The 16,714-nt window shown below is 50.8% G+C and carries 1 protein-coding gene; it reads right to left on the bottom strand.

All coding sequences use genetic code 11. The annotated features are described in order from the left end of the window. Positions 1 to 57 precede the first annotated feature (57 nt). Complete coding sequence (locus ACE1SE_RS01690; protein ID WP_445082108.1) at positions 58 to 15,621, bottom strand: non-ribosomal peptide synthetase; 15,564 nt, start codon at positions 15,619 to 15,621, stop codon at positions 58 to 60. Between the last annotated feature and the right edge of the window lie 1,093 nt (positions 15,622 to 16,714).

The raw sequence follows: 16,714 nt of genomic DNA, 5'->3' as shown, positions 1-16,714 counted from the left end.
TTAACCAGATAATATCGCCGTCAATAATCGCTTACTATTCCTGCAATATCACTGACATTATACCGCCTCCGCTTCACAATTCATTGCTAACGCCATACTTAGGGTTTTAGCCAAAATGGTTTTATTTTTACTATCCTCCATCAGGCTAAAATGGTCGCCCGGTACAGATGTTAGCTGGAGCAAAGAATCAGGCATGACCTGTTTCCAGCCTAACGATGGTTCCATACTCAAGGAGGGTAATGCGGTTTCCGTAACGAAAGAAAGCTGCGGATAAGGTTCTCTTGCATAAAACTGGTGGAGCGTTATCGCCAATGCTTGTGGTTCATATTCTTTGACCATTTGCATATAATTTACCATCTGTTCCCAACGTCTTGCGATTAAGTCAGGACGCAGGTTTGCCGGATAGAGTTTCAGTTTCTGTGCCGCTGCAATAAATTGCACCAAATTTAGTTTATCAATTCTCTGATGCAATGCCGCAATCTCCTCTTCATGTTCCCCATCCGACTGTTTTGCCAGTTCAGCAAGAAACTGAAGTTTGGGTTGAATAATCTGCTGCCTGAAACAATGAGGGGCAGGCGTATCAATCAAACCCAGGAAATCGACGGTTTCACCGGTATGCAAAAGTTGTTGGGCAATGGCATAAGCCAGTACACCACCAGCAGAGTAACCGTAGATCCGGTATCGGCCTTTTGGTTGAACCGCTTTCATAAAGGTGATCATTTTGGCGGCCAGCTCTTCAATAGTCGACACCGGCTCTTCATTGATGGACGGCCAGGGCAATGCGTAAATCGGATAGTCTGACTGAATATGTTGAGCCAATCCAAAGATATAGGAGTAATCATTCATGCCGCTGGGTACAAAGAATAGCGGCGGTTCCGTCCCGAATGGCCGCACAGGTATCGCACTGCTTTGCGGCTGGGACAGGGGATCCAATGTGATTTTTGATGCCAGTTCAGCCAACACAGGGAATTGGAATAGGTTATTCAATGTACACATCAAACCCCGACCGGCGGCAAGGTTTATCATCCGCATAGCGAGCAGCGAGTGTCCACCCAATGCAAAGAAATTGTCATACCGGCCTATTTGCTCAATCTCCAACAATTCACACCAGATGGTAGCCAATGCGATCTCAACCTCCCCCTGCGGCGCTTCATAGGCCTGATGAGCAAAGGCATTTTGATCAGGCTCCGGCAGTGCCCGACGATCCAGCTTACCGTTAGGGGTCAGAGGAAATGCGTTCAGACGTACAAAAGCCATCGGCACCATATAATCAGGCAAAATAGCACTCAAATGTTCACGCAAACGGGCGGCTAGTCCGTTATCTTCTTCCGCCACGACATAAGCAATCAGACGTTTATCCTGTCCATCACCCAAAGCCAGTACGATAGCTTCATGCACCGCCGGATACTCCGTCAGCCGAGCTTCGATCTCACCCGGTTCAATACGGAATCCCCGGATTTTAACTTGCTGGTCGTTACGGCCAATAAATACCAGATTGCCATCCGGCAAGTAGCGGGCTAAATCTCCGGTTCGGTACATCCGTGCGTCCGGTGTCTGACTAAACGGATCAGCCAGAAAACGTTCAGCGGTCAAATCAGGACGGTTGAGATAGCCACGCGCTACACCGGCACCCCCAATATACAATTCCCCTATCGCTCCCAATGGAACCGGCTGACCGCTGGCATCCAACAGATAAACGCAGGTGTTGGCCGTCGGACGTCCGATAGGCGTTAACACATTGATATAATCTGCCGGACAACGCCAGGTGGTGGCACATACCGTGATTTCTGTCGGGCCATAAGCATTGAACAGCGTGAACCGACCACGCAGTGTCTGGCGCAGCGCCGCACTGGGCGCTTCCCCACCCAGAATCAATGTTGGCCTTATGTTTATCTCCGGTAAATCCGCGCCATCCCCAAGCAGAGCCGGTGTCAGGCAGGCATGAGTCACTGCCTGTTCTTCCAGATAATGCCAAAGGCGGCATGGATCCTGACGAACCGTGTCGACAGGAATATCCAGAGTGGCACCACCACACAGTGCCATCATGATTTCCCAGGTGCTGGCATCGAAACCAAATGAGGCGAATTGCAACATCCGGCTATGGGAATGAATGTCAAACTGGCTGATTTTATCCTGAATAAGATTAACCAACCCACGATGCTCAACCATCACCCCTTTCGGCATACCGGTCGAGCCGGAAGTATAAATCACATAGGCCAGATGCCGTGAAGTTAATCCAGGAACCTGCGGATTACTGTCCGGTTGGTCAGGCAGGGTATTCGGGTCAAGTACAGTTAATTTCGCCAGTGCTTTTTCACCCAATGCGGTAAGTCCGGTATTATCCGCCAGTACTACCCACGGAGCGGCATCATCCAGCATATACGCCAGACGATCGCTCGGATAGGCGGGGTCCAGTGGTACGTAGGCGCTACCCGCTTTCAGCACTGCCAATAGCCCCGCTATCCTTGCTGGTGAACGTTTCGCACAAATTGCTACCCGTTGATCAGGCTGGACACCCAGTTCAATTAATTGGTGAGCCAGCCGGTTAGCATAGCCGTTCAGCTCCGCATAACTGAAAACTTGCTCTTCATAGATCAACGCCGTGGCATCAGGGTTTTTCTCCACTTGTTGTTCAAACAGTTGATGAATACACAGTTGGTCAGGATACGCTGTTTCAGTCGCGTTCCAGGTTTTCAGTAATAAATTCTTCTCTGTCTCAGGCAGGATTTCCAGCATCTGCACCGGCGTTTCTGGCGCTTGTTCAAGTGCTTCCACCAAACTTTCCAGCGCCTGTTGCATATAACCACATACCCGCTTTGGATCAAATGGCTGGACAATTTGCGCGGTTAAACCTAGCGCTTCACCAAAATCTTCCACTGACAGCGTAAACGGATAGTTGGTTCGCTCCTGTGCGCCAAGGAATTCAACACCGTCCATGATTTCATTCGAAGCCGTCGGCAATGCATTGTGCCGATAGTTCAGCAAGGTACTGAACAGTGGGGTTCCACCTTGTACGCCACTGCAACGTTGAGCCAGCGCCAGTGACGCATGTTCATGTGTCAATAATCCCGCCAGCCAGCGATGTGTCACCTGTACGCTGTCCCGTACCGGCGTATTATCCATATCCAGCCGTAGCGGCAGGGTATTAATAAACAATCCCATGCCATTGTCTGCACCTTCACCGGCTGCCATACGCCCGAACAATACGGTGCCGAATACCACTTGTTCCTGTCCGCTGGTACGCGACAACACTTGCGCCCAGGCCAGATGACACAAGGCAGCCAGGCTAACGCCCAGATGCCGAGCCTGGCTGCGTAAACGTTCGTTCAGCTCTGCGGTCAACATCCGGTGCGATTCTGTAACTTGTGAGCCATCATGATGAACCTCTGTCAATCCGAACGGCAACGTAGGCTCATCCACCTCAGCCAACATGTCGGTAAAGAAACGAATATGTTGTTCCTGACTTACCCCCAGCCGAGCCTGTGCCACCAGATTGCGGAAAGGTGCCGGCGCAGGTAAATCGTTTTCCTGTCCATCAAGATAGGCCTGAACTTCGTTGCTCATCACATCCAACGCGGTATGGTCACCAATCAGATGATGCATCAGTTGCAGTACAATCCAGCGGCCATCACTCTCCGGTGCCACGACAAAACGCAGCAACGGCGCCTGCCCCAAATCAATACGATACCGACGCGGATCAAAATGTTGAGCTAACTGGTCGCTGACTGACCCGTCGGCGGGATCCAGTGTCAATTCAGTCACCGATAATCGCACTTGACGGCACACCACCTGAGCAGGAACCGATAATCCTTCCCAGATAAAAGCAGTACGCAGGATGTCATGGCGATCAATAACCTGTTGCACCGCAGCCAGATAACGATCCAGCAAAGACCGATCGGCAAAAGCCATCTGACCCGCCAGCAAATACGGGTCACCTTCGTTTGCTAATAGATGGTGGAACAAAATACCGTCCTGTAACGGCGACAACGCATAGATATCCTGAATATTGGTAATCCCGCCCGGTATCTGTTCGATGATGTGATCAATCTCAGGCTGAGTGAGATCAATCAACGGTAACATTTCCGGTGTCAGCTTCGTTGTTGCTGGCGTAATGACGTTGGCAGGCACGCATTCGCCCTGATTCAGTTTCAAGGTTTGAGCAAGTTCAGACAATACAGGGGATTGGAACAGATCGCGTACTGCCAGTGTAAAACCCAGATTACGCAAACGTTCGACCATACGCACCGCGAGCAATGAATGGCCACCCAATGCAAAGAAACTATCATGTCGGCTGATCTGCTCAATGCCCAGCAAGTCATGCCAAATCGCGGCGAGGGCGGTTTCCGCTTCCCCTTGTGGCGCCGCGTAAATCTGGCGGGCAAAGGCTTCTTCCCCTGGCATCGGTAGTGCCCGACGATCCAGTTTGCCGTTAGGTGTCAGCGGGAATGCATCCAGACGTACAAAGGCCGCCGGTATCATGTAGTCAGGCAATGACGCGCTCAGATGTTCACGCAGACGGTTAACCAGCCCGTCATCCGTTTCTGCCACCACCGTTTCTACCACTACATAGGCAATCAGACGTTTGTCCTGCCCATCACCCAATGCCAATACCTGCGCTTCCCGTACTGCGGCATGTTCTGTCAACCGAGCTTCAATTTCCCCCGGTTCGATTCGGAAACCCCTGATTTTAATCTGCTGGTCGTTACGACCGATAAATACCAGATTGCCATCCGGCAGGTAACGAACCAAATCCCCGGTGCGATACATCCGTGCATTGGCTGCGTCACTAAACGGATCAGCAAGAAAGCGTTCGCGGGTCAGTTCAGGACGATTGAGATAGCCACGGGCAACACCGGCACCCCCAATATACAATTCCCCCACCGCTCCCAATGGAACCGGCTGACCGCAGGTATCCAACAGATAAACACAGGTGTTGGCCGTCGGACGTCCAATCGGAATGAATCCCCCCTGATAGTCTGATGGACAACGCCAGGCGCTGGCGCAAACGGTGATTTCTGTCGGGCCATAGGCATTGAATACCGTTGCCCGACCATTCAGTGCCCGAAGCAAGGCCACACCAGGAGCCTCACCGCCGAGTATTAATGTTGGTTTGCGGGTTATCGCCGGTAAATCCGCGCCATCGCGCAACAGAGCAGGTGTCAAACAAGCGTGAGTTACCGATTGCTCTTCCAGATAATGCCAGAGGCGGCGTGGTTCCTGACGAACAGCATCATCAGGAATAGCCAGACTGGCGCCACTGCCTAATGTCATCATAATTTCCCAGACACTGGCATCGAAACCAAATGAAGCGAATTGCAATATCCGGCTATGGGAATGAATGTCAAACTGGCTGATTTTATCCTGAATAAGGTTGACCAACCCGCAATGTTCAACCATTACCCCTTTCGGCGTACCCGTCGAGCCAGAGGTGTAAATCACATAAGCCAGATGATGAGAGGTCAACTCAGCAACGTGTGGGTTATTATCTGGTTGATCGGTATCCGGCTGATCAGGCAATGAATTCGGATCAAGAACAATTTGCTGCGAAAGTATTTGCTCATTTAATACTGAACGTCCGGTATCATCCGCCAACAAAATAGCCGGTGCAGCATCGGTCAAAATATGAATCAAACGTTCACCCAGATAAGCAGGATCTAACGGCACGTAGGCACCACCCGCTTTCAATATTGCCAACAGCCCCACTATCCGCGCTGGTGAACTTGCCACGCAAATCGCCACTCGTTGATCCGGCACGACACCCAGCGCGATAAGCTGATGCGCCAGCCGGTTAGCACGGATATTCAACTCCGCATAGCTAAGGGATTGGTTTTCATAGACCAACGCTGTGGCATCCGGAGCATTCTCCACCTGTTGTTCAAACAGTTGATGAATGCACAGTTGGTCAGGATACGCTGTTTCAGTCGCGTTCCAGGTTTTCAGCAACAATGTGCGCTCAGTTTCTGGCAGGATTTCCAACCTCTGTACTGGCATTTCCGGCGCCTGTTCAAGCGCCTCTGTCAGGCTCTCCAGAGCCTGCTGCATATAACCGCATATCCTCTCTGGATCAAAGGGTTGGACGACCTGAGCAGTCAACCCCAAATCGGAACCTCCATCCTCTACCGACAACACAAACGGGTAGTTGGTTCGTTCCTGTGCCCCCAGGAATTCAATTCCGCCGATGATTTCATCTGCTGTGCCCGGCTGGGTATTATGTCGATAATTCAGCAGCGCATTAAACAACGGTGTCCCACTGGCTACCCCGCTGCAACGTTGCGCCAGTGCCAGTGATGCATGTTCATGCGCTAATAATCCCGCCAGTCGGCTATGGGCAGCCTGTACACTCTCCTGCACCGGAGTTTCATCCATATCCAACCGTAACGGCAGGGTATTAATAAACAACCCCATACCATTGTCAGCACCTTCGCCAGCCTGCATACGCCCGAACAGCACCGTGCCAAACACCACGTATTTCTGACCACTGGTACGCGACAACACCTGCGCCCAGGCCAAATGACACAGCGCCGCCACACTGACACCTAAACGCCGTGCCTGATTACGCAGACGACTATTCAGTGCAGGCGGCAGCATTCTGTGTGATTCCGTCACCTGCGAGCCGTCATGGTGAACTTCCGTCAATCCGAACGGTAGCGTTGGCTCATCCACCACCGCCAGCATATCGGTAAAGAAACGGGTATGTTCTTCCTGACTGATCCCCAATTGAGCCTGAGCTACCAAAGTACGAAAAGGTACTGGCGCAGGCAAACAGTCTCCTCGTCCGGTAAGATACGCCCGCACTTCATTGTTCATCACTTCCAGCGTGGTATGGTCACCAATCAGGTGATGTAACAGTTGCAGCAGGAGCCAGCGGCCATCAGTATCCTGAGCAATAACAAAACGCAACAACGGCGCCTGACTCAGGTCAATACGATGCTGGCGCGGATCACAACGTTGGGTCAGTTGGTCACTGATCGATCTGTCAGCCGGATTGAGTGTCAATTCTGTGATCGATAAGGGAACCTGACGACAAACCACCTGAGCCGGAACTGATAATCCCTCCCAGATGAAAGCGGTACGCAGAATATCATGGCGGTTAACCACCTGTTGAACCGCAGCCAGATAACGATCCAGCAAAGACCGATCCGCAAAAGCCTGTTGGGTTATCAGAAGATAGGGATCACCTTCGTTTGCCAGCAAATGGTGGAATAAAATGCCATCCTGTAGCGGTGACAGGGCGTAGATATCCTGAATGTTGGCAATTCCGCCCGGAACTTGTTCAACTATGCGGTCAATCTCCGGCTGAGTCAGATCAATTAACGGCAACATGTCTGGCGTCAGCGTCATCATATCCGGCGTAATGCCGTTGTCTGGTATCCTGATTTCACAATGTTGATCCAGAGACTGAGCCAAAACACTGAGTGTCGGATGCTCGAAGAGCGTTTGAATCGATACGCCCAGCCCCATACGCCGCAGACGTTCAATCATCCGTACAGCAAGCAGTGAGTGCCCCCCCAGCGCAAAGAAACTGTCGTGCCGGCTAATCTGCTCAACCTCCAGCAATTCACTCCAGATAGTGGCGAGCGCGTGCTCAATTTCCCCTTGCGGCGCTTCATAAACTTGACGGGCAAGAGCATGTTGATCAGGCGCGGGTAACGCCTGGCGATCCAATTTTCCGTTCGGCGTCAACGGAAAAGTATCCATACGCACAAAAGCCGCCGGTATCATATAGTCAGGTAAAATAGTACTCAGATGTTCACGCAAACGGGCAGCTAATCCGTGGTCTTCTTCCGCCACGACGTAGGCGATCAAACGCTTATCCTGACCGTCACCTAACGCCAGTACCAACGCTTCACTCACCAATGGATGTTCGGTCAGGTGCGCCTCGATTTCCCCCGGCTCAATACGGAAACCACGGATTTTAACCTGCTGGTCATTACGACCGGCAAACACCAGATTGCCATCCGGCAGGTAACGGGCTAAATCCCCGGTGCGATACATTCGGGCATCCGTGTCATCACTAAACGGATCCGTCAGGAACCGTTCAGCAGTAAGCTCAGGATGATTGAGATAGCCACGGGCTACCCCCACACCGCCAATATATAACTCACCGACTGCACCCAGCGGCACCGGCTGACCGTGTTTGTCCAACAGATAGAGACGTTTATTAACTGTCGGTCTACCAATGGGAATTGCTCCCCCCGTATAGTCTGACGGGCAGTTCCAGGTGGTGGCACAAACGGTGATTTCCGTCGGGCCATAGGCGTTGAACAGCGTGGCCTGACGATTTAATGTCTGGATTAGCATCGGACTGGGTGCTTCACCGCCGAGTATCACGGTCGGCTTTATCACCAGCGCCGGTAAATCAGCGCCATCCCGTAGCAGAGCGGGGGTCACACAAACGTGCGTCACCGATTGCTCTTCCAGATAATGCCAGAGACGGTGCGGGTCTTGCCGGATTGTTTCAGGCGGAATAACCAGCATAGCCCCACTGCTCAACGCTATCATGATTTCCCAGACGCTGGCATCGAAGCCAAATGAGGCAAACTGCAACATCCGACTGTTGACACCAACATCAAACCGGGCAATGTGTCCCAGCGTCAGGTCAACCACACTCTGATGCTCAATCATCACCCCTTTCGGTCTGCCGGTGGAGCCTGAAGTGTAGATCACATACGCCAGATGCCGTGAGGTGAGATCAGGAACCTGTGGGTTATTATCGGGTTGATCGGTGTCCGGCTGATCCGGCAGGTTATTTGGATCGAGTACAGTGAGCGACTTCAATGCTTCTTCACCCAATGCTGCCCGTCCAATATGATCCGCCAGCAAAACAGTGGGTGCAGCATCAGTAAGCAAATAAGCCAGACGTTCACCCGGATAAGCCGGATCCAATGGCACATAAGCCCCGCCCGCTTTCAACACCGCCAGCAATCCCACTATTCTCTCCGGTGATCGTGCCACACAAATGGCGACCGGTTGGTCGGGTATTACCCCTAATGCCATCAGTTTATGCGCTAATCGGTTGGCGCGGGCATTTAATTCAGCATAGTTGAGCGTCTGGTTTTCATACTTTACCGCGATGGCGTGCGGGGTTCTTTCTACTTGTTGTTCAATCAACTGATGAACACACAACTGTTCAGGATACGGCGCTACGACCGCATTCCAGGTTTCCAGCAATAATGTCCGCTCAGTGGATGACAAAATATCCACGGTCGTGACTGATTGTTGAGGATGGTTCACCATCGCCCGTAGTAGAGCCTGCAAATAGCCGACCTGTCTTTCAATCGTTTCAGGATCGAACAGGGCAGAAGAATAATTCAGTTCCCCAACAACCTCACCCGCCTTCTCCGTCAATTCCAGTTGCAGATCGAATTTAGCGATATCGTATCCCTGTACGACGGGTGTCACCGCTAACCCCGGTAGTTGCCACTCTTCTGTGTCACTCTCCTGCCAGGCAAACATCACCTGAAATAACGGGGTATGTTCCGGTCTGCGGGGCGGTTGTACGATCTCAACCACCTGCTCGAAAGGCAGATCCTGATGCGCCTGTGCGTCTAGTATTGTCTGTCGCACACGCCGGAGTAGTGTGACCATATCCGGTGTAGCGGACAAATCAATGCGCAATGCCAGAGTATTGACAAAGAATCCGATCAGCGGCTCGATCTCCCGCCGGTTGCGGTTGGCGCTGGGTATACCGATCACCAGATCATCCTGTCCGGACAGACGCGACAATAGTGCCGCCCAGGCAGTCAGCAATGTCATAAATAATGTGGTGCCGTGTTGTTGTCCCAACTGTTTCAGAGCCTGTACCAACGTGGCATCAATCTGCACAGGTATCCGACCGCCGGTAAATGATTGTCGGGATGGACGGGGGCGATCTGTCGGCAATTCCAGCAATATCGGGGCATCGGCTAGTGTATGACGCCAGTAATCACTTTGCGCCTGCAACCCTTCAACAGAAAATACCTTACGCTGCCAAGCGGCATAATCAGGATATTGAATAAGCAGCGAGGGCAATGGATCAGGCTGTTCATGCAAGCAAGCCGAATAAAGGGCGCTCAGTTCTGATTTCAATATCCCTAAAGACCAGCCATCAGACACAATGTGATGCTGAGTCAGCAAGAAGACGTAATCTTCATCAGCCCGTTGTATTAATGCACAACGGATTAAGGGATCACGGGCAAGATCAAACGGCGTTTCTGCTTCCTGTGCGCACAGAAGTTTAAGTTGCTCATCGACGTCAGGCACGTTACGCAGATCGTATTGTTTCACCGGCAGACCCGATCCCGCCGGCAGCAATTCAACCTGAGGCTGACCGTCAGCCATGATAAAGACTGAACGCAGCGCTTCGTGACGGGCAAACAGACGATTCAGCGCCTGCTGCCAGGCGGTAATATTAAGCCGACCCCGCAAATGCAGTACCAGCGGAATATGATAAGTGTCACTGACGCCATCAAACTGCGCCAGAAACCACAAACGCTGTTGAGCGAATGACAGCGGTAACGCACCATCACGGGGTACGGGAATAATCTCAGACCACCTACTCCTTCCCTCATTACGTTGAGCGCAGATCCTCTCCGCAAAGGCCGCGAGTGACGGTGATGTAAATAAGGCAACCAGCGGCAGTTCAACACCGAAAGCAGCGATACGATTCATGACCCGTACCGCTAACAGTGAATGACCACCCAAAGCAAAGAAATTGTCATACCGGCTGATCTGCTCAATGCCTAATAATTCACGCCAGATAGCCGCCAGTGCTATTTCTATCTCCCCTTGTGGTGCTGCGTAAACCTGACGGGCAAAAGCATGTTGATCAGGCGCCGGCAACGCCCGACGATCCAGTTTGCCGTTTGGCGTCAGCGGGAAGGCATCCAGACGCACAAAAGCCGCCGGCACCATATAATCAGGCAAAATAGCGCTCAGATGTTCACGCAAACGGGCAGCCAATTCGTTGTTTTCTTTGTTTTCTTCCGCCACGACGTAGGCGATCAAACGCTTGTCCTGCCCATCCCCCAGCACCAGCACCCACGCTTCGCGTACCGCAGGATATTCTGTCAACCGCGCTTCGATTTCACCCGGTTCGATCCGAAACCCACGGATTTTCACCTGCTGGTCATTACGACCAACAAACACCAGATTGCCATCCGGCAAATAACGAGCCAAATCACCAGTGCGATACATTCTCGCATCAATTGCTTCACTAAACGGGTCAGCCAGAAAACGTTCGTCAGTCAGGTCAGGGAGATTAAGATAGCCGCGTGCTACACCGACACCCCCAATATACAGCTCCCCCACGGCTCCCAATGGCACGGGTTGACCACAGTCATCCAGCAAATAAATTCGGGTATTCGCCGTCGGACGCCCAATAGGTGCCAATGCCTCGGTATAGTTTAACGGACAACGCCAGTGGGTGGCACACACGGTAATTTCTGTCGGGCCATAGGCATTGAACAGTGTGGCCTGACGGTTTAGTGTCTGGAGTAGCGCTGGGCTGGGTGCTTCACCGCCCAGTATCACGGTCGGTTTTATCGTCAGCGTCGGTAAATCAGCCCCATCCCGTAGCAGAGCCGGAGTTAAACACGCATGCGTCACCGCTTGCTCTTCCAGATAATGCCAGAGGCGGTACGGATCCTGACGAACCGTATCGGCCGGAATAGCCAAACTGGCACCGGCGGTCAGCGCCATCATGGTTTCCCAGACACTGGCATCGAAACCAAATGAAGCGAACTGCAACACCCGATTACCGGAATGAATACCAAACTGGACAATCTTATCCCGAATCAGATTGACCAACCCACGATGTTCAACCATCACCCCTTTGGGTACGCCGGTAGAACCGGAGGTGTAAATCACATAAGCCAGATAACGGGAAGTCAGCGCCGCTACCTGCGGGTTGCTATCCATTTGATCAGGTAAGGTATTCGGATCAACCAAAGTCAGCCCGACAAGCGCCTCCTCACCCAACGCCATCCGTCCGGTCTCATCAGCCAATATTATTGAAGGCGCAGCGTCATTCAGGATATGCGCCAGACGTTCCCCCGGATAAGCGGGATCCAGCGGCACATAAGCACCACCGGCTTTCAGCACCGCCAACAACCCCACCACCCGCGCCGGTGTGCTTGCCATGCAAATCGCTACCCGCTGATCCGGTTTGATTCCCAATGCAATCAGTTGATGAGCCAGCCGATTAGCATCAGCATTCAATTTGGCATAGCTAAGGGTTTTTCCTTCATACACTAACGCTGTGGCGTCAGGCGTTTTTTCTACCTGCTGTTCAATCAACTGATGAATGCATAACTGCTCAGGATACGGTGTTTCTGTTGCGTTCCAGGTTTCCAGCAATAATGTACGTTCCGTTTCAGGCAAAATGTTCAGTGCCCGTACCGGTGTTTCCGGTGCCCGCTCCAACGCGTCTGCCAGACTTGCCAACGCTTGTTGCATATAACCACATATCCGATCCGGCTCAAACGGTTCTACTACCTGCGCAGTCAGCCCCAGAGTAGACCCCCCGTCCTCTACCGACAGCACAAACGGATAGTTAGTGCGCTCCTGTTCACCCAGAAATTCGATACCCGGTATAGCCTCATGTGGGATCAGCGGCTGCTCATTATGTCGGTAGTTCAACAGGGCACTAAATAGTGGCGTGCCACCCGCTACGCCACTACAACGTTGAGCCAGCGCCAGTGAAGCATGTTCATAATCCAGTAATCCGGCCAGCCGGGACTGTGCCAACCGTATACTGTCGTGTACCGGTGTATCATCTATATCCAGTCGCAGCGGCAATGTATTGATAAACAACCCCATGCCACTGTCAGCCCCTTCTCCCGCCGCCATACGCCCGAACAGTACCGTGCCAAACACGACTTTATTCTGCCCGCTGGTTCGAGATACCACCTGCGCCCAGGCCAGATGACACAAGGTTGCCACACTGACACCCATGTGTTTTGCCTGCTGACGAAGGCGGTTGTTTAACTCCGGCGATAACATCCGGTGCGATTGTGTGACCTGCGAACCGTCACGATGCACTTCGGTCAGGCCAAACGGCAGTGTCGGCTCATCCACGTCAGCCAACATGTCAGTAAAAAAGCGAGTATGCGCTGCCTGATTAATATTCAATCGGGCTTGAGCCACCAGATTGCGGAAAGGCACCGGTGCAGACAGGTTTTCTTCCCGCCCTGTCAGATAAGCCTGCACTTCGCGGTGCATTACTTCCATTGTCGTATGGTCGCCAATCAGGTGATGCTGCAATTGCAGCACATGCCAGCGGCCATCGGTTTCCTGTGCCACTGTTTCTTGTGCTACTACAAAGCGTAACAAGGGAGCCTGGCTCAGATCAAAACGATACTGACGCGGGTCAAAACGGTGCGCCAATTGCTCACCCACTGGCCCATCAGCCGGATCCAGAGCCAGTTCAGTAACCGATAAAGGTGCCTGACGCCAAACCACCTGCACCGGTGCAGATAATCCCTGCCAGATAAATGCGGTTCGCAGGATATCATGGCGATCAACCACCTGTTGCACTGCCGCCAGATAGCGATCCAGCAGTGCCCGATCAGCAAAAATCATCGGATAGGCCAGCAGATAGGGATCACCTTCTTTCGCCAGCAGATGATGGAACAAGATACCGTCCTGCAACGGCGACAGGGCATAGATATCCTGAACATTAGCGATCCCGTCCGGCACCTGTTCAACAATGTGGTCAATCTCAGACTGGGTCAGATCAATTAGCGGCAACATTGCGGGTGTCAGCACGGTGGTCGCTGGGGTAATGACGTTCGGCGGAACGGCTACAGCCTGATGTTGCTCCAATGTCTGGGCCAATTCTGACAGCACCGGACACTGGAACAGGTTACGGGCGGCCAGTGTCAATCCCAGATTGTGCAGGCGTTCAATCATCCGTACGCCGAGCAAAGAGTGACCGCCCAACGCAAAGAAACTGTCATGTCGGCTAATTCGCTCAATACCCAGTAATTCGCGCCAAAGGGTTGCCAGAATAATCTCTTTCTCTCCTAGCGGCGCTTCATAAACCTGACGGGCGAAGGCGTTCTCCCCCGGTGTCGGCAACGCCCGGCGATCCAATTTACCATTCGCTGTCAATGGGAATTCATCCAGACGCACAAAAGCCACCGGTATCATATAATCCGGCAACCGTGCACTCAGGTGTTCACGCAGGCGAGCGGCCAATTTGTCATTCTCTTGGGTCAGCACATAGGCAACCAGTTGTTTGTCCTGCCCCTCTCCTAACGCCAGCACCACAGCTTCACGTATCGCCGGATATTCCACCAGTCGAGCCTCAATTTCCCCCGGTTCAATTCGGAATCCACGGATTTTCACCTGTTGGTCATTACGACCCAAAAATTCCAGATTGCCATCCGGCAGATAGCGAGCCAAATCTCCGGTGCGGTACATACGCGCATTCGGTTTATCGCTAAATGGATCGGAGAGAAAACGTTCAGCGGTCAATTCAGGGCGATTGAGATAACCGCAAGCCACTCCGTCACCCCCGATATAAATCTCACCAGTCATTCCCAATGACACCGGCTGACCGTCAGTATCCAGCAAATAAATCCGGGTGTTGGCAATAGGTCGCCCAATAGGAATAGAAGTCGTACCCGATGTTAATCCGTGAATAAGGTAGGTCGTGGTAAACGTGGTTCCCTCACTCGGACCGTAGGCATTCAATAATTTTTGTGGCGGGTTTTTACGCAGTACTTGAGCAATGACATGCGGATCGAGGACATCTCCCCCGACTAGCAGCATGTTAAGTTGAGGTAGCACCGGAGATAGTTCCTCCGCCAGCCGGTTAAACAATCCGACACTCATCCACAGAATCGTAATGCAATGCGCCTGTAACGCCTGGACAAAATCCCGCGGCGTCAGCAACGTGGTATGATCAATAACTACCAGCGCAGCACCATTAAGCAGTGGTGCCCAAACTTCGAAAGTGCTGGCATCGAAAGCAGGATTAGCGGCGAAAGCAATCCGGTCATTAGGTTTGATGTCAGCATAGCCATTATTGATAACCAACCGGACGACAGCCCGATGAGGCACGATGACCCCTTTTGGTATACCCGTCGAACCGGAGGTGTACATGATATACGCCGGCCCGGTACTGACACCCAATAAATCAAGGTTACGGTGATCTTCTGCCCTGATCGGTTCTGTCTCGCAGGTAAGACGGAGCCGCGGGATAACCAATTCAGCCGGGATTTCCGTCTGCATATCAGTCAGCAGTAATTTGGCAGCACAATCGTTTATTAGCCAGTTTTTCCGTTCATTCGGTACGTTGGGATCGACAGGAACATAAACCGCCCCAGCCTTAAGGATAGCTAACTGAGCCACCACCAGTTCAATTGAGCGTTCTAACAAGATCGCTACATGGTCACCCAGACAAATCCCTTGTTCAATCAATTGACAAGCCAGCCCGTTGGCTCGGGCGTTCAGTTCTGCATAGCTCAGGAGCTGATCCCCTGCGATTAACGCAGTGGCAGTCGGGGTTTTTTCTGCCTGTTGTTCAAACAGCTGGTGAATACATACATGATCAGGATATGGGGTTTCCGTGGCATTCCAAGTTTCCAGCAACCCCACTTTAAGGGGATTTTCCTTGCTGGCAATACTGTCTTTCATTTGCTTACTACCTCAACGAATCTATCGGATATTTGAAAACTGTTATTCCCAGCAACCATCACAAATATTTTTCTTTTACTTTTCGGAGAAATAACAACGGGCACGCCAAGCATCGAAAGATACTCAGACAATATTTTTCTCAGGCGCTGGATGTCATAGTCCGGTTAATAACCGCACAACCAAAAATGATGTGACAATAATTTTCCAGACAATGGAATAAATGATTCATTTGATGAATCATAAGAAGGCATTCCATTTTTTCCCTGTTTTTTAGATAAGCGTTTTTGATCTACATCAATTTTTTATTACGCTAAATTCCACAACTAAATAAAAATGGATCTATTGAATATATCTACTGGCATGAGCGCTAAGTCCTTGCTGTATTTTTTCCATTTAGTATTTGACTGAAATTATTTCAGATAAAATGAAATGCTTATATTTATAAATAGCCACTAACAACCAAGGAACAAGGCAAACCAAATAAAATCTTCATTTATCATATTGTTATAATAAGTGCATGTATATTATCCCATATAAAACATAAACCAGATTAACTACATGTTATTTTATAATAATCAAATCACACAACTAATGTAAATGTAAATGCCAATTATATTTAATACCGAAATAAAATAATTTCAAATAAATACTAATTTTTGTATAAGTTCTCAGTGAAATAATCGATAAATTTGAGGTTATTTTCGGTTTTATTCCATAAATCAGTTTGTCTATTTAATTTCATGTTTCCGTTATGATACGAAATGCGATAACTTAATTCCTCCTTCCCTTCCATATTGCAGCCCTATCGGCTGCGATGTTTCCAACCACAATGGTATTTCTGGGAACCTTGTATAACAGCTTTTTTTCAATTTTAATGTGATATGTCGAAAAAACACTTCAATACCCGTTATTTTCCATAGATAAATCTTCAAAGAAAAACAGAATGCAACTTGATAAAACAGGCGTCCACCAAGAAAATTTATATTTCATTGTTTTTATTAGGAAAATAAAGATATCGCTCAATATCTCGTAAGGAATACTCTTGCCGTTTTCAAAAAACGCAAAAATGCGAGTAAACCTCGTTTTTAGGCGA

This window comes from Xenorhabdus taiwanensis (assembly GCF_036512875.1).
In the GTDB taxonomy this organism is placed as follows: Bacteria; Pseudomonadota; Gammaproteobacteria; order Enterobacterales; family Enterobacteriaceae; genus Xenorhabdus; species Xenorhabdus taiwanensis.
This window is presented reverse-complemented; position numbering and strand designations above follow the sequence as displayed.